This window comes from Serratia sp. Sp408, assembly GCF_057180665.1.
The window spans coordinates 131747-150296 of the sequence record NZ_JBXUFT010000007.1 but is presented as its reverse complement, the minus strand read 5'-3'; the positions used below and the strand labels follow the sequence as shown (position 1 = coordinate 150296).

17 protein-coding genes are annotated in these 18550 nt (G+C 58.3%); 4 read left to right on the top strand and 13 right to left on the bottom strand.

The genetic code is table 11. From position 1 onward, the window contains the following. The first annotated feature begins 33 nt into the window (after positions 1–33). Entirely contained in the window at positions 34–834 is an 801-nt protein-coding gene (nirC, locus tag AC2AXP_RS18700) for a nitrite transporter NirC (RefSeq protein WP_004956322.1), read from the top strand. A 49-nt stretch (positions 835–883) separates the two neighbouring features. After that, the gene (gene cysG / locus AC2AXP_RS18695) at positions 884–2287 is read left to right on the top strand and encodes a siroheme synthase CysG (RefSeq protein ID WP_484381864.1); all 1404 of its coding nucleotides are present in this window, start codon (positions 884–886) and stop codon (positions 2285–2287) included. Between the two features lie 67 nt (positions 2288–2354). Here cysG and trpS read toward each other — a convergent pair whose 3' ends face one another. From trpS to pilM, 12 genes are all read right to left on the bottom strand, one after another. Then, complete coding sequence (gene trpS / locus AC2AXP_RS18690) at positions 2355–3359, bottom strand: tryptophan--tRNA ligase (RefSeq protein WP_004956324.1); 1005 nt, start codon at positions 3357–3359, stop codon at positions 2355–2357. A gap of 2 nt (positions 3360–3361) precedes the next feature. Beyond that, positions 3362–4060, bottom strand: coding sequence for a phosphoglycolate phosphatase (locus AC2AXP_RS18685; RefSeq protein ID WP_004956325.1), 699 nt, complete (start codon positions 4058–4060; stop codon positions 3362–3364). Then, a complete protein-coding gene (rpe, locus tag AC2AXP_RS18680) occupies positions 4053–4730 on the bottom strand; it encodes a ribulose-phosphate 3-epimerase (protein WP_004956326.1) in 678 nt (225 codons plus the stop codon). Before rpe ends, AC2AXP_RS18685 begins: the two co-directional genes overlap by 8 nt. A gap of 58 nt (positions 4731–4788) precedes the next feature. Continuing rightward, positions 4789–5601 carry an adenine-specific DNA-methyltransferase gene (gene dam, locus AC2AXP_RS18675; protein ID WP_004956327.1) on the bottom strand — a complete coding sequence of 271 codons (813 nt, stop codon included), beginning with the start codon at positions 5599–5601 and terminating at the stop codon, positions 4789–4791. Between the two features lie 319 nt (positions 5602–5920). Beyond that, on the bottom strand, positions 5921–6904 hold the full coding sequence (locus AC2AXP_RS18670; protein WP_484381863.1) for an SPOR domain-containing protein: 984 nt from the start codon (positions 6902–6904) through the stop codon (positions 5921–5923). Positions 6905–7043: 139 nt separating this feature from the next. Beyond that, positions 7044–8132, bottom strand: coding sequence for a 3-dehydroquinate synthase (aroB, locus tag AC2AXP_RS18665; RefSeq protein ID WP_039991351.1), 1089 nt, complete (start codon positions 8130–8132; stop codon positions 7044–7046). Positions 8133–8231: 99 nt separating this feature from the next. Then, positions 8232–8753 carry a shikimate kinase AroK gene (gene aroK, locus AC2AXP_RS18660; protein ID WP_004391482.1) on the bottom strand — a complete coding sequence of 174 codons (522 nt, stop codon included), beginning with the start codon at positions 8751–8753 and terminating at the stop codon, positions 8232–8234. A gap of 457 nt (positions 8754–9210) precedes the next feature. Then, the gene (gene hofQ, locus AC2AXP_RS18655) at positions 9211–10446 is read right to left on the bottom strand and encodes a DNA uptake porin HofQ (protein ID WP_004956334.1); all 1236 of its coding nucleotides are present in this window, start codon (positions 10444–10446) and stop codon (positions 9211–9213) included. Beyond that, complete coding sequence (locus AC2AXP_RS18650) at positions 10443–10802, bottom strand: HofP DNA utilization family protein (RefSeq protein WP_004956335.1); 360 nt, start codon at positions 10800–10802, stop codon at positions 10443–10445. The genes hofQ and AC2AXP_RS18650 overlap by 4 nt, the downstream gene beginning before the upstream one ends. Beyond that, positions 10786–11292: a hypothetical protein gene (locus tag AC2AXP_RS18645; RefSeq protein ID WP_004956336.1), complete on the bottom strand. Its 507-nt coding sequence runs from the start codon at positions 11290–11292 to the stop codon at positions 10786–10788. The genes AC2AXP_RS18650 and AC2AXP_RS18645 overlap by 17 nt, the downstream gene beginning before the upstream one ends. Continuing rightward, entirely contained in the window at positions 11282–11818 is a 537-nt protein-coding gene (locus AC2AXP_RS18640) for a PilN domain-containing protein (RefSeq protein WP_004956337.1), read from the bottom strand. Before AC2AXP_RS18640 ends, AC2AXP_RS18645 begins: the two co-directional genes overlap by 11 nt. Continuing rightward, on the bottom strand, positions 11818–12660 hold the full coding sequence (gene pilM / locus AC2AXP_RS18635) for a type IV pilus biogenesis protein PilM (protein WP_039992456.1): 843 nt from the start codon (positions 12658–12660) through the stop codon (positions 11818–11820). Before pilM ends, AC2AXP_RS18640 begins: the two co-directional genes overlap by 1 nt. 122 nt (positions 12661–12782) lie before the next feature. On the opposite strand from pilM, the gene mrcA reads away from it, so the two are divergent. Continuing rightward, the gene (gene mrcA / locus AC2AXP_RS18630) at positions 12783–15341 is read left to right on the top strand and encodes a peptidoglycan glycosyltransferase/peptidoglycan DD-transpeptidase MrcA (RefSeq protein WP_004956339.1); all 2559 of its coding nucleotides are present in this window, start codon (positions 12783–12785) and stop codon (positions 15339–15341) included. A gap of 75 nt (positions 15342–15416) precedes the next feature. On the opposite strand, the gene nudE is transcribed toward mrcA, so the two are convergent. Next, positions 15417–15971, bottom strand: a complete 555-nt coding sequence (nudE, locus tag AC2AXP_RS18625; protein ID WP_039992457.1) for an ADP compounds hydrolase NudE — start codon at positions 15969–15971, stop codon at positions 15417–15419. A 428-nt stretch (positions 15972–16399) separates the two neighbouring features. Between nudE and AC2AXP_RS18620 the strand changes: the two genes are divergently transcribed. Continuing rightward, positions 16400–18532: an intracellular growth attenuator family protein gene (locus tag AC2AXP_RS18620; protein ID WP_198773707.1), complete on the top strand. Its 2133-nt coding sequence runs from the start codon at positions 16400–16402 to the stop codon at positions 18530–18532. Positions 18533–18550 lie beyond the last annotated feature (18 nt).

Below are 18550 nucleotides of genomic sequence, written 5' to 3'. Positions count from 1 at the left end.
AGGCAAGAATCATTTAAACTTTAGGGAAAAACCATGTTTACCGACACCATCAACAAATGCGCCGCCAACGCGGCGCGCATTGTCAAACTGGCGAAAGAGAGCCCGCTCGGATTCTGGATCGGTTCGGCGATGGCCGGCGCCTACGTCGGCCTCGGCATCATTCTGATTTTTACCCTGGGCAATCTGGTGGATCCGTCGATTCGGCCGCTGGTGATGGGTGCCACCTTCGGTATCGCGCTGACGCTGGTGATCATTGCCGGTTCAGAGCTGTTCACCGGCCACACCATGTTTCTGACGCTCGGCGTCAAGGCCGGCACCATCAGCCATAGCCAAATGTGGGCGGTGTTACCGCAGACCTGGCTGGGTAACCTGCTTGGCTCGGTGTTGGTGGCGTTGATGTATTATTACGGCGGTGGCAGCCTGCTGCCGGTGGATACCAGCCTGGTACATAGCGTAGCGCTGGCGAAAACCACCGCGCCGGCGAGCGTACTGTTCTTCAAGGGCGTACTGTGTAACTGGCTGGTGTGTCTGGCGATCTGGATGGCGCTGCGCGTTGAAGGCGCAGCAAAATTCATTGCCATCTGGTGGTGTCTGCTAGCCTTCATCGCCTCCGGCTATGAGCACTCGGTCGCCAACATGACGCTGTTCGCCCTTTCCTGGTTTGGTCAGCACGGCGATGCCTATACGCTGGGCGGCATCGGCCACAACCTGCTGTGGGTGACACTGGGCAATACGGTTTCCGGCGCCGTATTCATGGGCCTCGGCTATTGGTACGCCACGCCGCGCGCCCAGCGCCCGCAGGCCGAGAGCGCCAACGCACGTCAAACCGCGTAATATCGGGGGGTCTGGCGCCCCCTTTTGTCGCCTTCCCTGAGGATTGCTGATGGATTACCTACCGATATTTTGCCAACTGCAACACAAGGCTTGCCTGCTGGTGGGCGGCGGTGAAGTCGCCGAGCGTAAAGCGCGTCTGTTGCTGGATGCCGGCGCAGCGCTGACCGTCAACGCCAGCCAATTCAATCCGCAATTTCGGCAATGGGCCACTGAAGGCCGGCTGACGCTGGTGGTTGGGGAATTCAACGCTGATTTGCTGGTGGGAAAATGGCTGGCGATCGCCGCTACGGACCGCGTGGAAGTCAACGCCCTGGTCTATCAGTGCGCCAATCAGCAACGGGTTTTCTGCAATGTGGTGGACGATCCGAAACGTGCCAGTTTCATTATGCCGTCGATTATCGACCGGTCGCCGATCATGGTTGCCGTCTCCTCTGCTGGTAAAGCGCCGGTGCTGGCACGCCTGCTGCGAGAAAAACTCGAGGCGATGCTGCCACAGCATCTCGGCCGCCTGGCGCATTGGGGCGGAGCCCTGCGCCAGCGCGTCAAACAGCACTTTGCCGATCCGGCCGATCGCCGCCGTTTTTGGGAAAGACTGTTCAGCCACCATCGTCTGGCACAATCGCTGGCCAACAACGATGCCGCGCTGGCGGCGCAGCAGACCGAAGAGCTATTCGACACGCCGCAGCGCGCGCGCGGTGAAGTGGTGCTGGTGGGCGCCGGACCCGGTGATGCCGGCCTGCTGACGCTAAAAGGTCTGCAGCAGATGCAGCAGGCCGATGTGGTGGTGTATGACCGACTGGTGTCCGACGAAGTGATGGCATTGGTACGGCGCGACGCCGAACGCATTTTCGTTGGCAAGCGCGCCGGACAGCATTGCGTACCGCAGGAGCAGATCAACCGCATCCTGCTTGAACAAGCGCAGCGTGGCAAACGCGTTGTTCGGCTGAAAGGTGGCGATCCGTTTATCTTCGGCCGCGGCGGCGAGGAATTGGAAACGCTGGCCGATGGCGGTATTCCGTTCTCGGTAGTGCCCGGCATTACCGCCGCATCGGGCTGTTCAGCCTACAGCGGCATTCCCCTCACCCACCGCGACCATGCGCAAAGCGTCCGGCTGGTAACCGGCCACGCCAAGGCCGATGGCGGCCTGGACTGGGCAACGCTGGCCGCAGACCGGCAGACGCTGGTATTTTACATGGGATTGACGCAGGCAGCTGAAATCCAATGCCAATTGCAGGCACACGGCATGGCCGCTACAACGCCGGTCGCGCTGGTGGAAAACGGCACCTCTTGCCGTCAGCGGGTTATCGAAGGAGAACTGGCCCAGTTGGCATTATTGGCACAGCAGGCCGCCAGTCCAAGCCTGATTATCGTCGGCAGCGTGGTGAGTCTGCGCAGCAAATTGAACTGGTTCGCCAGCCACAGCGCCGCGCCGGATCTGGCAAAAATGGCATAACAAAAGGCCGGGCAAGCCCGGCCTGATACACAGAGCGCGGCAGCCGCGCCCGGCGGTAACGTCACGCTTACGGCTGTGTCACAAAGCCGATGGCCTGATAGACCTTGCTCAGCGTTTCCTGCGCCCGTGCACGCGCCTTGGCCGCACCGTCACGCATCACCTGCTGCAGATAGGCTTCGTCGTTACGGAACTGATGGTAACGCACCTGCAACTCGCTCAGCATGCCGGAAACCGCGTCGGCAACCGCCCCTTTCAGGTGGCCGTACATTTGCCCTTCAAACTCGGCTTCCAGCTCTGCGATAGGTTTGCCGGTGACGCCTGACAGAATATCCAGCAGATTGGATACCCCGGCCTTGTTCGCCACGTCGTAACGAATAACCGGCGGCTCATCGGAGTCGGTCATCGCACGTTTGATCTTTTTGGTCACCGCTTTCGGATCTTCCAGCAGGCCGATCACATTGTTGCGGTTATCGTCCGACTTGGACATTTTCTTGGTCGGTTCCTGCAACGACATCACGCGCGCGCCGGACTTGGGAATAAACGGCTCAGGGACCTTAAAGATCTCGCCGTACAGCGCGTTGAAGCGGGAGGCCACGTCACGGCTCAGCTCCAGGTGCTGTTTCTGATCCTCACCCACCGGTACCTGATTGGTTTGATACAGCAGGATGTCCGCCGCCATCAATACCGGATAGCTGAACAGGCCGGCGTTGATGTTCTCTGCATAGCGGCTGGACTTGTCCTTGAACTGGGTCATGCGGCTCAGTTCGCCGAAATAGGTGTAGCAGTTCAGCGCCCAGCTCAACTGGGTGTGTTCCGGCACGTGCGACTGCACAAAGATGGTGCTCTTGTTCGGATCGATGCCGCAGGCCAGATACAGCGCCAGCGTATCCAGCGTGGCCTTGCGCAGGGTTTCCGCGTCCTGACGCACGGTAATCGCATGCAAATCAACGATGCAGTATATGCAGTCGTAATCGTCCTGCAAATGTACCCACTGACGCAGTGCACCCATGTAGTTGCCAATGGTCAGTTCGCCGGACGGCTGTGCGCCGCTAAATACGATGGGCTTACTCATGTTTACATTTCCTGATTCTCTAAAGATGACAGCCCAAGGGCGGGCAACAAATCGGCAAAGCGCTCCAACACCCGATCTGGATGGCTCAGGGCAATCGCTTCACCGTAGTTATAACCGTAAGTCAGGCCAACGCTCGGGCAACCTGCCGCCTGTGCCGCCTGAATATCATTGCGCGAATCACCGACGAACAGCAGTTGACTGGCATGCAGGCCAAGCTTGCCGAGCACCAGATACAACGGCGCCGGGTGCGGTTTTTTCTCGATAACATCATCGCCGCCGATAATCAGCGAAAAATAGTCAAAGATCCCTAGCGTCTGCAATAGCGGGGCAACAAACGGCGTCGGCTTGTTGGTCACCAACGCCATCGGGTAACCCGCGGCCGCCAACTGCGCCAGCGTGGACTGCACCTGCGGGAACAGGCGGCTGCCGCTGCTGACGGTTTGTGCATAAAAATGATCGAAGCGGGCGCGCATTTGTTGGTCGAGCTCCGGATTGGCGTCACGTTCCGCCCAGCGCAGAGCGCGTTGCACCAGCACGTCGGCGCCATTGCCAATCCAGGTGCCTACGCGAGCCTCGCCGGCCGGTGAACAGCCCAACTCCAGCAACGCCATGTCAATGGCGGCAGCCAGGCCCGGTGCGCTGTCCACCAGCGTACCATCGAGATCAAAAGCCAGACCGCGAATGGCCGAAAAATCAGCCATGCGTCACCTTCGCCAACTCGCTGCGCATCTCGTCGATCACTGCACGGTAATCTGGCTTGCCGAAAATCGCCGAGCCGGCGACAAACATGTCAGCGCCTGCGGCGGCGATTTCCGCGATATTATCCACCTTGACCCCGCCGTCGACTTCCAGACGGATATCACGACCGCTGTCGTCGATCAGCTTACGAACCTGACGCAGCTTGTCGAGCGTGCCGTGAATGAACGATTGGCCGCCGAAGCCCGGGTTGACCGACATCAGCAGGATCACGTCGATTTTATCCATCACGTAATCCAGATAGCTCAACGGGGTCGCCGGGTTGAAGACCAGCCCGGCCTTGCAGCCGTGCTCTTTGATCAATTGAATGGTGCGATCGACGTGTTCAGAGGCTTCAGGGTGGAAAGAGATGTAGCTGGCACCGGCCTTGGCAAAATCCGGGATGATACGGTCAACCGGCTTCACCATCAGGTGTACGTCAATCGGCGCGGTGATACCGTAATTGCGCAGCGCCTGACACACCATCGGGCCGATAGTCAGGTTGGGCACGTAATGGTTGTCCATCACGTCGAAATGCACCACATCGGCGCCTGCTGTCAGCACGTTGGCCGTGTCCTCACCTAACCGGGCAAAATCTGCCGACAGAATGGACGGGGCAATCAAAAACTTTTTCATCCGCTTCTCCAAACGTAGGGGTAATTATTATACGCCGGGGTGCCTGCCTGTTCCCGGCTTAGCGATACAGCGCCAAAAGCTCGTTGACCTTGCTACGGCCCAAAATATTGCGGCTGATGGTACGACGCGCCTTCACCACATACAGTGAGGCGTGCTGATACCAGTCACGGGTCAATTCGGTATCGTGATTGGAGATCAATACCGGCACCCGGCTTTCCACCGACAACTGATGCGCTATCTGCGCCAGTCCCTGCTGATCGGCAAGGCTGAAACTGTTGGTGTGGTAGGCGGTAAAGTTCGCCGTGGCCGACAGCGGCGCGTACGGCGGATCGCAGTACACCACCGCACCGCTGGACGCTTTCAACATGGTATCGCGGTAATGCTCACAGACAAAAGTGGCATTGCGTGATTTTTCAGCGAACCAGTACAGTTCTTCCTCGGGGAAGTAAGGCTTTTTGTAGCGGCCAAACGGCACGTTGAATTCACCACGCAGATTGTAACGACACAGGCCGTTGTAACAGTGGCGATTCAGATAGAGAAACAGCAGCGCCCGACGGTAAGCGTCCTGGCTAGTATTGAACTCTTCGCGCAGCAGGTAAAACTGGTCTGAGTTATTGAATTCATCGGTGAACAGAGTGCGGGCATCACGCACGAAGTCATCCGTACGCAGTTTAACGATATTATACAGGTTGATAAGATCGCTGTTGATGTCGGCGAGAATATAGGCGTCGTATTCCGTGTTCAGAAAGACTGAACCCGCACCCACGAAGGGCTCGATTAAGCAGTCGCCCGCCGGCAGATGACGACGGATCTCGTCAACCAGCGGGTATTTTCCACCAGCCCATTTTAAAAAAGCGCGGTTTTTCTTCATGCCGTCAGTTAGCTACTTATACAATTCAGAGCGGCGGATTGTACTCTGTTTCAGACAGCACATCAGCGCACAAATTAAAATGATTTACGCCCGTCATACCTGAAGCCGCATCTGGGCTGGCTGCACACACTGCTCCGAATCCTTTACCGTGTAAGCTGATCGGAATGCGTTTAGCTGCCGCCTTGATGCCATGGCCAGTCATTCAGGGCCTACACCCCGCCAATTTCAACCGGCTGGCGCGGCGAGTCGGCGGGGCGTAGCGCACTACGCCCCTGTCGCTCTCGTCCGGCTGCCTGGCCGTCACTTGAAATCTGTCGGGTTACTTTTTCAGATCCTGCTGTACCTGACGTACCGAGCGGACCCAGGGTTTTTTCGCCTGCACATCTGCCGGCAGCGTGGCTATCGCCCGTTTTGCCTCAGCGGAAGACGCATAGTTGCCGCTGACCAACACAAACCACTGCTTGCCGTTACGCCTGGTTTCGTAGACGAAATAATGCGGCAGCTTTTGCTGCTTGGCATAGGCGTTCAGCGTATCGGAACGGGAGGCACTGCTCAGCTGCAGCGTATAGTGACCGCCCGGCGCAGAGGCGATGGCGCCACCGTTGCCGCTGGTCGCAGCAGGTTTGCTCGATGCCGGTGGCGTTGTTTTATGCTGGTTGGCGGTTGCCGGTTTGCTGGCGGTTTTCGCCGGTGTCTTATGCGTTTGTGCCGGCGTGTGGCCTTGTACCGGACGGGTAGTTTCCCCCGGCGCTGCGCCACCCATCACCGTCGCCGGTGCCGTCGGCAAACTGGACACCGCACCGTTGGCCCCCTGGGTTGCAGCATCGACCTGGCCTTGCTGCGACGACAGGGCATCAGCCATGTTGCCCGGCAGCTCTACGCGCTGCTGCGCGCCACCCTGCGGTGGTTGCTGCTGTGCTTCGGTTGGCGTAGCAGAAATCGGCGGAACGCTGATGTTTTGCGGCTGCTGCGTTGAAAGGTTGACGCCGTTGGCATCGTTGGCATCGTTGGTGCCACCCGGCACGCCCTGATTATTCGCCGTCAGCGACGAAGAGCCCGCCAGATTGATATCACGTGCCGCTCCCGGCTGGGTGCCCTGCTGGGCAGCCTCATGCTTGGTGGGTGCCTTCAGCGCCGAACCGATGCCGATGATCAGCAACAGCAGCACCAAAATGCCGATGCCAATCATCATGTGCTGACGTGAAACGGCAAAACGCGGCCCCGGAGCTGGCTTGCGCGAACGTGCAGGACGACGATCGCTGCTGTCAGGTCTGAGATCGTCTTCCGGTTTAAACTCATCCATCTGAAACCCTCCCACTAGAGGCAAAGGCCTGCCACCGTCATCTGCGGTGAGGCAAACCGATTAACCCAAATCATGACTCACGGGATGACCCCGTTCGCTCGTTATTAATATAGCCGTTAGCTGGCAACTGCCTTGCCGGTTAGTCAGGCAGGCAATCGGCGATCGACGCCAGTACCTGCTCGTGCGACACGCCGCTGCGAACTTCCGCCGCGCCGATCGCCGTCGGCAATACCAGTCGCAGTTCGCCGGCCAGTACTTTTTTATCACGCATCATATGCGGTAAATAGGCTGCCGGCGCCATTTCCTGCGGCCCGTTCACCGGCAGGCCGGCGCGTAACAGCAGTTGACGAACGCGTGCGATGTCGTCGGCGGAAAACTGGCCAAGACGATGTGCGGTATAGGCCGCCATCATCATGCCGGCGGCAACGGCTTCGCCGTGCAGCCAGACGCCATAGCCCATTTCAGCCTCGATGGCATGGCCGTAAGTATGGCCCAGATTCAGCAAAGCGCGCAGCCCGCTTTCTCGTTCATCGGCAGCGACCACCTCGGCTTTCAGCTCACAGCAGCGACGAATGCAGTACGCCAGCGCCTGCATATCCAGCGCCACCAGCTTGCCGATGTTGTTTTCCAGCCAGGTAAAGAAATTCGCGTCGAGAATAATGCCGTATTTGATTACTTCGGCCAGACCGGAGGAGAGTTCACGCGCCGGCAGCGTCTTCAGGCAGTCCAGATCAATCACCACCGAAGCGGGTTGATAGAATGCGCCGATCATGTTTTTGCCGAGCGGATGGTTGACGGCGGTTTTGCCGCCAACGGAAGAATCCACCTGCGAAAGCAGGGTGGTAGGCACCTGAATGAACCGCACGCCGCGTTGGTAACACGCGGCAGCAAATCCAGTCAGGTCACCGATCACGCCGCCGCCCAGGGCGATCAGCGTGGTATCACGGCCGTGTGGTTTTTCGAGCAGCGCCGAGAACACCTGATCCAGCACGGTCAGGGATTTATACTGTTCGCCATCAGGCAAAATCACCTGATCCACCACCACGCCGCCTTGCTCCAGCACCTTCCGAACAGCGTCCAGATACAGCGGTGCCAGCGTTTGGTTGGTGACCAGCATCACCTGTTCACCCGCCTTCAGCGGCATAAAAGAAGCCGGATCGTCAAACAATCCGGCAGCAATGGTAATCGGGTAGCTTCGCTCCCCAAGCGTTACAGTAATTCTCTCCATGTCGCGCTCAGTTCTCATTGTGGTGGTGGTTTATCCCCACGTTAGGGGAAACACAATCAGTCTTCCGCCTCTGCCCAAAGCCGAACACGGAAACCGCAATCAGTTGCTTTCCAGCATGTTGATGATCTGGTTGGCAACTACTTTAGCGCTTTGATCGTCGGTGCGGATAGTCACATCGGCAATTTCTTCGTACAACGGGTTACGTTCTTTGGCCAGTGCTTCCAGCACTTCGCGCGGAGGCGAATCAACCTGTAGCAGCGGACGCTTTTTATCACGCTGGGTACGGGCCAATTGCTTCTCGATGGTAGTTTCCAAGTAGACAACGACGCCACGCGCCGACAGACGGTTACGCGTTTCACGCGATTTAACCGATCCACCGCCGGTAGCCAGCACGATCCCTTGCTTTTCCGTCAGTTCATTAATGACTTTTTCTTCACGATCGCGGAAACCTTCTTCGCCTTCCACGTCGAATACCCAGCCCACGTCAGCTCCGGTACGTCGCTCAATTTCTTGATCGGAGTCGAAAAACTCCATATTGAGTTGCTGAGCTAACTGACGGCCAATAGTGCTTTTGCCGGCACCCATAGGCCCAACCAGAAAGATATTGCGTTTCTCTGCCATGTTTTTCGGTATTACTAAGACTATTCGTTAATGTTAACCCGCCCCGCCAATCAAATCAGCGGCGGGACCTAAACTGAAACCTCATGAGCGATAGTGCGAGATCAGACAAAAAATTATCTCAACACTCTTGGTAGTTTGGCAACCGAATAAATCGCCCTACCCCGTATCTTTCAAGCAAGCCTGCCGTTGACTGCCTTACTCACCCCGGTTTGCGCGGGATTCGTTCAGTTGCCGCCGTGATGCAACTTGAAATCTATTGGGTATATCTACGCCGCAGGAGGGAAACCATACGTTTTTAGCGGCGTCTTGGCGTTAACAAAAAAACCTCGGAGCTCAATTCGGTAACCCTTGTAAGCTAAATCGGTCGCAGCGTCAAACGCAGATGCCCTCAAGATGACAAAAAAGTGCATCTGCTCATCAACTTCAGCAGATTTTCGTCCGGCGAGTGTCCACCTGTTCAGACCTTAATCAGGGTTGGTGTGATGAATATCACTAACTCGCGCTTTTTGTGCTGTTTGCTGCTTTGTTTGAATAACGATCCCAGCAGCGGCACATCCCCCAGCCCCGGCACCTTATCGGCGCCATGGCTGCGTTGCCGCTGGAAGATACCGCCCAATACCACGGTTTCGCCGTTTTTCACCGTCACCTGGGTTTTTATTTCCTGCTTGTCGATCGCCAGCGCTTCACCGCTGCCCTGCCGAACGGCACGGCCGGGCATGTTCTGGCTGATATGCAGCGTCAGGGTGATCAGGCCGTTGGGTAAAATTCTGGGCGTCACCTCCATGCCCAGCACCGCCTCCCGAAACTGTATCGCGGTGGCTCCACTGGCACCGCTGGACACTTCATAGGGAATTTCCGTCCCCTGTTTGATGCTGGCGGTCTGCTGATTGGCCGTCAGCAAGCGTGGGCTGGCGATGATCTCCACCGCGTTTTCCTGCTCCAGCGCCATCAGTTCCAGATCCAACAGGCGCCCACTGACGCGCGCCAGATGAAAACCGACGTTTATCGCGCTGCGTTCCAGCGGCAGACCGACGCTGAAATTGTCGATACGCAGGCGTTTGGCCGCCCGCTGATCTGCCGTCAATCCCCAGCGAACGCCAAGTTCGCGTAAGTCTTCACGGCTGATGGTGACAATGTGCGCCGCCAATTGCACCTGCTCCAGCGGTTTATCCAGCTCGCGCAGCCAGCCCTGCAACGCCGACAGCGCCGGTGCAGCATCGCGGATCATCAGGGCATTGGTGCGTTTATCCACCACCACGCTGCCACGCTCGCTCAGCAGGGTGCCGCGCTGAGCCTGCAAACTTGCAGCGATGGTCTCGGCATCGGCGTGCTGCAACGCCAGCGTCAACGCCTGTAACGGTTGCTGACGTGCCAATGCCTGTCGTTGCTGTTCATCCGGCTGCGCAACCACCATCATCACCGAACCGTCCTGGGTCATCGACAGTTTGCCAATACGCAAGATCAGCGCCAGCGCCTGCCGCCATGGCACGTTGTCCAGCTGCAGCGTCACATTGCCGCCGATGCCCGCCGCCGCAACCAGGTTCAACCCCTGATAATCCGCCAGCGCCTGCAAGACCACCGTGGCGGGCGTATCGTGGAACGCCAGTGAAATCGGTTTGTCGTCCTGCGCCATGGCGCTCGTCGCTGTAGCAGCGCTCCACAACAGCAGCACCGCAGCTTTGCATCCCTTCATTTTTCTTCCTTATGGTTATCCAGCGTCAACCTGAGGTCGTCGGCTGCCGGCGGGCAAAGCGGGTCGTTGGCGATGGCATGCAATACCAGCATCCGAGCTGAAATCGCCCCCACCCGCCAACCGTCAGCCAACACCGTTTGCTGCGCGATCAGCCGCAGCCACTGCCCGTTCGGCGTTAATACCCAGCCATGACGCCGCGCCGGTTGCCCGACGATGCCCTTCAACTGCCAGCCGGCCGGCGATAGCGAGGGCGCACTGCATGGCGCCAACAACGGCGGCTGAAAGGGATTGCGTGCCGGTTCAGCCCATAACGCAGGCGACAGCAGCAGCCATAGCCAGTTAACTCGCGTCGTCATCGTCGCCTCGCGCCTGCAGCACCAACTCGGCAACCAGCCCCTCCGCCCGCGCATCTACCCCCAGACGCTCAATGCGCAAGGTCGTGGGCAATGCGTTCAATACGCGCAGCAGGCCAGCGTAATCTACCCGCATGTTCAGCGTTTGCCGCAATGACGGTTGCTGCTGCCAGCGCAGTAGCACTACGCCGGCCTGTTGCAGGCTGGACGACAGGTCGCCATCGGCCGGTTGTGCCGCCCGCACGGCCAGCCGCCGTTGCAGTTCATACAGCGCAGGCTGCTGCGACAGTTGCTGTTGCAGTTGGTCGATACTTACCGCCTGCTGTCGCATTTCGGATTGCAGCCGCACGTGCTGCTGCCATTCGGCCTGCACCCACAGCGCGCAGGGTAACGACGTCAGCCCCGTCAGCAACAGCCACTGTCCGGCCAGCAGTTGCCAGGCCGGACGACTCAGCCACGGCGTCAACCAGGACGGCAGGGATTTATTCATCATCTCCCCACGGCGCCGTCAGGACAAAGGTCAGCAAACCGTCCTGCCGCTGGATCACCTCGGCCAACCGATGGCCCGGCAATAGCGCCTGCGCCGTTAAATTGTGCGTCAGTTCGACTATCGCCGGGTAATGTGGACTTAGGCCGCGCAAGGTTACACGCTGGTGGTGTTCCTCCAGCGCCACCAGCCACAGTGGCTGCGGTAACGCCTCCGCCAACTGCCGCAACAGTCGGGGATAACGTTGGTTATGCGTTTGATTGCGTCGACGCTGTGCATCCAGTGCGGTCAACTGCGTCCATTGCGCCAGCGCCGCCTGGGTTTGCCGGTAGCGCTGCGCCAGCTCGTCATACTGCCGTTCCCGCCCTTGCAGCGTGTCGCGCAGTTGCTGCTGCTGATAACGCAAGCCACCCAACATCAGCGCCGGGATGGTCAATGCCACCATCAGGTGTAGCATCAACAGGCGCAACCAGAACATGCCGCGCCGCCGCAGCACACGCTCACGCCAGGGCAACAGATTCACTTGATACATCAGCCATCCTCCGCACGTAACGCCAGCCCGCCGGCCAGAACGAAGGCCTGTGGCCAGGCAGGCAGCGGCGGCTGCAAGTGGCTGAAGGCGCTTAACGGCGACCAGCGCAGCGCGCCGTCCGGCAATGGTTCTTCAAACACGCTGCTGTAATAGATTTCCTTGTCACCCAGCGACGGACAGGCAGCGCGTACCGCCCGCAACGCCTGCGCCACATCGGCCTTGTTATCCACCGGCAGCAAACCACAGGCAAACGCCTCGCTGCGTGGCGCTGCCCATAGCCATTGATCGTCCAGCCGATGCAGCAGCGCGGCCTGCGGCGCCAACCCGGCCTGGGCCGCCATCGACAACAGGGCGCAAGGGGTGATGTCCACCACCTGAGGATGCAGATCGGCCTGTTGCAGGCAGTGCAACCACTGCTGCAGCTCCTGTTGACGCGCGGCGGTCAACAGCAGCGTTGCCGACTGAGCCGACGGCGCACGGTAGTCGAGCACCAGTGTCTGACCGTCGAGCGGAAACTGTTTCAGCCCCTGGCTGGTGACATAATCGTTGCGTGCCGACGCCTGTAAACGGCTATCGGGCATGGGGATCTGTTGTTGCAAAACACGTTGCACCGGCAAGGCAATGCGTAAGGAAATATGTCTCGGCAAACGGCTACGCCATTGTCGTAACACCGGAACTAAACTTTCGGATTGATCCAGATAACCGTCACGCAGGATCGGCCGTGGCAAGCTTTGTTGCCACCAATGACGCAGTTGCCAACCGCCGCGACGCCGCTGTGCCGCCAGCGCGCGCACGCTGCTGCTTTGTATATCGAGCCCCACCGTCCATGCTTGTGAGAACATATTTTGACCAGCCTCCATACAGCAAGATGATAAAAGAACATATCCATGTCGCAGGCTTGCCTTTATACTACCGCGCGGTTGTTTATAAACTGCCCAAATGACATGAAAATGGGAAATCTCAGGTGAAGTTCGTAAAGTATTTTTTAATCCTTGCAGTGTGTTGCATCGTGCTGGGAGCAGCCTCGATTTTTGGCTTGTACAAATATGTCGAGCCACAGCTGCCCGACGTAGCAACGCTGAAAGATGTTCGGCTGCAAATCCCGATGCAGGTTTACAGTGCCGATGGCGAACTGATCGCCCAATACGGTGAAAAACGCCGTATCCCGCTTAAACTGGCGCAAATCCCGCCGGTGATGGTGCATGCGTTTATCGCTACCGAAGACAGCCGCTTCTATGAGCACCATGGCGTCGATCCGGTAGGTATCTTCCGCGCGGCCTCCATTGCCCTGGTTTCCGGCCATGCCTCACAGGGTGCGAGTACCATCACCCAGCAACTGGCGAGAAACTTTTTCTTGAGCCCGGAGCGCACCCTGACGCGCAAGATCAAGGAAGCCTTCCTGGCGGTACGCATCGAGCAGATGCTGTCGAAAGATGAAATTCTTGAGTTGTATCTGAACAAGATTTATCTGGGTTACCGTGCCTACGGCGTGGGCGCCGCCGCACAGGTCTATTTCGGCAAAGACGTCAGCCAGCTCAGCCTAAGCGAAATGGCCACCATTGCCGGCCTGCCCAAGGCGCCGTCGACCTTTAATCCGCTGTATTCGCACGATCGTGCCGTAGCGCGCCGCAATGTCGTGCTGTCGCGTATGCTGGACGAGCATTACATCACCCAGGCGCAGTACGATCAGGCGCGCAGCGAAACGCTGGTTGCCAATTACCATGCACCGCAGATCAGCTTCTCAGCGCCGTATCTGGCCGAAATGGTGCGCCAGGAGATGATCAAGCGTTACGGTGAGAACGCCTATACCGATGGCTATAAGGTTTACACCACCATCACCAAAAAATTGCAGTTGGCCGCACAGAAATCGGTGCGCGACAACGTGCTGGCTTATGATATGCGCCACGGTTATCGCGGCCCATCCAACGTGCTGTGGAAAGTGGGCGAAGCCGCCTGGGATCAGAAGCAGATCGTTGATTCGCTGAAGAACCTGCCGAACTATGGCCCGCTGGCGCCGGCGGTGATCACCCAGGCCGACGCCGAACAGGCGACCGCCCTGCTGGCCGACGGCAGCAGCATCGCCTTGCCGATGGCCGGCATGCGCTGGGCACGCCCATACAAGTCCGACACGCAGCAGGGGCCGACACCGAAACGCGTTACCGATGTGGTTCAGGCCGGCCAGCAAGTGTGGGTGCGTAAAGTGGACGATGCCTGGTGGCTGTCGCAGGTCCCGGATGTCAACTCGTCGCTGGTTTCGCTCAATCCGCATGACGGCGCGGTGAAAGCACTGGTCGGCGGTTTCGACTTCAATCAGAGCAAGTTCAACCGCGCAACCCAGGCGCTGCGTCAGGTGGGCTCCAATATCAAGCCGTTCCTGTATACCGCGGCGATGGACAAGGGGCTGACGCTGGCCACCATTCTTAACGACCTGCCGGTCACCCGTTGGGATGCCGGTTCCGGCACCGAATGGCGTCCGAAGAACTCGCCGCCGACCTATGTCGGGCCAATCCGCCTGCGTCAAGGGCTGGGGCAGTCGAAGAACGTGGTCATGGTTCGCGCCATGCGCGCCATGGGCGTCGACTACGCTGCAGAATATCTGCAACGTTTCGGCTTCCCGGCGCAGAATATCGTGCATTCGGAGTCGCTGGCGCTCGGTTCGGCGTCGTTCACCCCAATGCAACTGGTCCGCGGCTATGCGGTACTGGCCAACGGCGGTTATCTGGTCGACCCGTATTTCATTACGCGCATTGACGACGAAACCGGCAATACCATCTTCGAAACCAAACCGAAAGTGGTGTGCAACAGCTGCAACCTGCCGGTGATTTACGGTGATACCCATCGCTCTGCGGTATTGTCTGACGATAACGTCGAGAATGTGGCGGTATCGCAGGAAGGCAACAATGCCGGCGTGCCAATGCCAAAACTGGAGCAGGTGACCCCGGCCCAGGTATTGCAGGACGGCGATCAGCAGTATGCGCCGCACGTCATCAGCACCCCGCTGGCCTTCCTGATCCACGATGCGCTGAACAGCAACATCTATGGCGAGCCGGGCTGGATGGGCACCGGCTGGCGTGCCGGTCGCGATCTGAAACGTCATGACATCGGCGGCAAGACCGGTACCACCAACAGTTCGAAAGACGCCTGGTTCTCCGGCTACGGCCCGGACACCGTGACCACCGTATGGATTGGCTTTGACGATCATCGCCGCGATCTCGGCCGTTCCACGGCGTCAGGGGCGATTGACGATCAGGTCTCCGGCGGCGAAGGCGGCGCGAAGAGTGCGCAACCGGCCTGGGACGAATTTATGAAAGTCGCGTTGGACGGTATCCCGGAGCAGAAGGTTACTCCGCCACCGGGCATTATCAGCGTCACCATCGACAAGGCTACCGGCAAGCTGTCGAAAGGCGGCGCGGGCAGCCGGTCCGAGTATTTCATTGAAGGCACCCAGCCGACCGAGTACCCCACATACGACGCCGGCACCACGCTAATGGATGCCGGCGGCGAGAGCCACGAACTGTTCTAAACCAAAAGGGCCAGAATCATCTGGCCCTTTTTCTTTGTCTCGACGAACAGCGAGCCCGCATTGTGCATACCAGCCTCAGCGTGAGCCGCGCAAAAACGCCTCGGTCAGGAACAGCGCGCTAACGTTGCGCGCCTCGCGAAAATCCGGCTCCGCCAGCAGCGCCATCATATTGGCAATTGGCCAGCGCACCTGCGGCAACGGTTCCGGCTCGTCGCCCTCCAGACGTTGCGGGTAAAGATCGTGCGCCAGCACGATGTTCATTTTGCTGGAAAAGTACGACGGCGCCATCGTCAGTTTGCTGAGAAAATCAAAGCGCTCAGCGCCGTAGCCCACCTCTTCCATCAGTTCGCGGTTGGCCGCTTCCAACACGCCTTCACCCGGATCGATAAGCCCCTTCGGAAAGCCCAGTTCGTAAGATTCGGTGCCGACGGCATATTCGCGGATCAGCAACAGATCGTCGCCGATGACCGGCACAATCATCACCGCTTCGCGATCGGAGGGCCGCATGCGCTCATACACCCGCCGCACACCGTTACTGAACTCCAGATCGACCGACTCTACGTGAAATAAACGCGAACGCGCGACCGTTTCTACTTTCAGGATGTTGGGTTTTTGCAGGTGTTTATCCATGATGGCCTCAAATTGGTTGACGCGGCTAGCCCCATCGTCTTGGCGTAGCCCGCAGTCAACCAGGATAATGGTGGGCGCCGTGGGCTGCTTCGGCCGGTTTAAACGCTCACCCGATTCGATCTTGATCACATTGTGCGTTAATGAGAACCTTGGCCGCAACGCGCACCGTCTGTAATTTACTTTTTTTTAACAAGCGCCGCCAGCGCCAGCGGTTTTTTTGCGCTAATTCAGTAAACAAAGCATGATAAAATAGGATAATGCCGATATTAGCACTGCATGCCGATTGCTAGCATTATGGGAGGCTGGCATATTTTTGCACCGCAATTTCAAAGCCTGCCGATGTATTGGATGCTTAGCGGATAATTATTGCCTATAATATGCAACTTTTATTCTGGTTGGTGAGGTTCACGGCATAAGATGGGGATAGCATGAGCACAATAGTGTTGATATTGGCCTTAGTGCTTGCCTGCCTGATTGCCGCCGGCCTGTATTTTTGGTTCAGGGCACGCAACCGGCCGGTATTGGCGCGTTCACTGCCATTTATCAAGCCCACGCACCGTAAACTGACGACGGAAGAGCGTGCGGCTGTCGAACATTATCTCGGCCAGCAAAATCGCCTGGGCAATAAATTATTGCCCAGCAGTTCGGCGTTGTCCTCCGCCAAACTGGCGCTGACGCCGCAAAGCGATAACGTTTACCCGATCACCCATGCCATTACCCGCTATGGCCTCGCCAGCGATGAACCCAACAAGTGGCGCTATTATCTGGATTCCGAAGAGGTGCATTTGCCACCGTTCTGGGAACAGTACATCAGTGCCGACAACCACGTTGAAATCATCAAGACGCAAACCCTGCCGCTGGTGATCTCGCTTAACGGCCATTCGCTGCTTGACCATATCCACGATCGGCCGCAGCCGCCGACGGTCAGCGCGACGCCGGCGCGTAACGCATCGATCCGCAAGGAAGAAAGCGAACACGTCGAACTGCTCAACATCCGCAAGGAAACGCCCGAAGAGCATATGCTGCATCGCCCGAACGGCATCAAGGAGGCCGGCATCATTTCTGCCGCCCTGCTGCTGTTGTTCTTTAGCCTGATAAGCCCGGTACTGGTGATCCCGTGGATGATTTTTGTCGCGGCACTGATGATTGCCTGGGGATGCTGGAACCTGCTACGACGCCCTGCCGAGCACGAACTGAACGAAGTGCACAGCCTGCGCGGTACGCCAAAGCGCTGGGGATTGTTTGGTGAATCCAATCAGGGTCAGATCAGCAATATTTCTCTCGGCATCATTGACCTGATTTATCCACCGCACTGGCAGCCATTCATTGGCGCCGATCTGGGCAAGACCACTGACGTCGACATTTATTTAAACCGTCAGGTGGTGCGCCAGGGGCGTTACCTGTCCCTGCACGATGAAGTGAAACACTTCCCGCTGCAACAATGGGGCAAGAACGCCATGCTGATGGCAAGTTCGCTGCTGGTATTGCTGCTGCTGATCACCTACGTGCCGCTCAGCCTGCCGCTGAAACTGAGCGTAGCCTGGCTGCAAGGCGCACAAAAAACCGATGTCAGCACCGTCCAGGCCCTGGAGGCCATACCGTTGCATATCGGCGATACCCTGCGCATTCAGGGCAACGGCATGTGCTATGTGCCGCCAACGCCGATCAACACGCCGTCCACCGGCTTTATGCCGTTCGACTGTTCGGGTATTTACTGGAACACCGCGGCCCCGTTGCCTCAGCCAGAATCTGACATTATCGATAAAGCTTCGGCGCTGCTGGCAACGGTCAACAGTCAGTTACACCCAAGCGGCACCGACCAGAAAATCAACCCGCAACTGGCCAGCGCCATCGAAAAGTCCGGCATGATCCTGCTGGATGATTTTTCCGATATTGTTTTGAAAACGCAGGACTTGTGCTCGGAAAATAACGAATGTGGCCGCTTAAAGAACGCGCTGGTTAACCTGGGTAACGCCAAAAACTGGAGCAGTCTGGTGAAACGCGCACGCTCCGGCGCGCTGAACGGCGTTAACGTACTGCTACGGCCGGTCAGTGCCGAATCGCTGGAAAACCTGACCAAATCGGCAACCTCGTCATTCGTCTATCAGGAAACACGTCAGGCCGCCGCGGCCCTCAACAGTCCGCCGCCGGGGGGCTTCCTGATTACCAGCGACGAAGGCAAACAGCTGGTCAGCCACCCGCTGCCAACCACGCCGCTGAATGACTTTAACGCCCTGGATCAGTGGAACGAACTGCAACGTCTGGCCAGCATCCTGCTGCATACGCCTTTCCAGGCGCATGGCGTAATCACCAATATCAGCGTGGACGCCAACGGCACCCGGCATATTGCGCTGCACAGCGAACCTGACATGATCACCCTATGGCGCTATCTGGGCACCAGCCTGCTGTTGATTGGCGTCGTGGTCAGCCTTGGCTACAACGCCTGGCGGGTGGTGCAACGTCAGCGCATGAACCGCCGCCGCCTGGCCGATATCCAGCGCTATTATGAGAGCTGCTTCAACCCGCAATTGACGCCAATGTCATTGCATCCGATAGCATAACCCACCGCATCGGGCCGG

Coding starts and splice junctions, on each gene's coding strand:
- nirC (WP_004956322.1), top strand. CDS start 34: ATGTTTACCGACACCATCAACAAATGCGCCGCCAACGCGGCGCGCATT.
- cysG (WP_484381864.1), top strand. CDS start 884: ATGGATTACCTACCGATATTTTGCCAACTGCAACACAAGGCTTGCCTG.
- trpS (WP_004956324.1), bottom strand. CDS start 3,359: ATGAGTAAGCCCATCGTATTTAGCGGCGCACAGCCGTCCGGCGAACTG.
- AC2AXP_RS18685 (WP_004956325.1), bottom strand. CDS start 4,060: ATGGCTGATTTTTCGGCCATTCGCGGTCTGGCTTTTGATCTCGATGGT.
- rpe (WP_004956326.1), bottom strand. CDS start 4,730: ATGAAAAAGTTTTTGATTGCCCCGTCCATTCTGTCGGCAGATTTTGCC.
- dam (WP_004956327.1), bottom strand. CDS start 5,601: ATGAAGAAAAACCGCGCTTTTTTAAAATGGGCTGGTGGAAAATACCCG.
- AC2AXP_RS18670 (WP_484381863.1), bottom strand. CDS start 6,904: ATGGATGAGTTTAAACCGGAAGACGATCTCAGACCTGACAGCAGCGAT.
- aroB (WP_039991351.1), bottom strand. CDS start 8,132: ATGGAGAGAATTACTGTAACGCTTGGGGAGCGAAGCTACCCGATTACC.
- aroK (WP_004391482.1), bottom strand. CDS start 8,753: ATGGCAGAGAAACGCAATATCTTTCTGGTTGGGCCTATGGGTGCCGGC.
- hofQ (WP_004956334.1), bottom strand. CDS start 10,446: ATGAAGGGATGCAAAGCTGCGGTGCTGCTGTTGTGGAGCGCTGCTACA.
- AC2AXP_RS18650 (WP_004956335.1), bottom strand. CDS start 10,802: ATGACGACGCGAGTTAACTGGCTATGGCTGCTGCTGTCGCCTGCGTTA.
- AC2AXP_RS18645 (WP_004956336.1), bottom strand. CDS start 11,292: ATGATGAATAAATCCCTGCCGTCCTGGTTGACGCCGTGGCTGAGTCGT.
- AC2AXP_RS18640 (WP_004956337.1), bottom strand. CDS start 11,818: ATGTATCAAGTGAATCTGTTGCCCTGGCGTGAGCGTGTGCTGCGGCGG.
- pilM (WP_039992456.1), bottom strand. CDS start 12,660: ATGTTCTCACAAGCATGGACGGTGGGGCTCGATATACAAAGCAGCAGC.
- nudE (WP_039992457.1), bottom strand. CDS start 15,971: ATGGATAAACACCTGCAAAAACCCAACATCCTGAAAGTAGAAACGGTC.
- AC2AXP_RS18620 (WP_198773707.1), top strand. CDS start 16,400: ATGAGCACAATAGTGTTGATATTGGCCTTAGTGCTTGCCTGCCTGATT.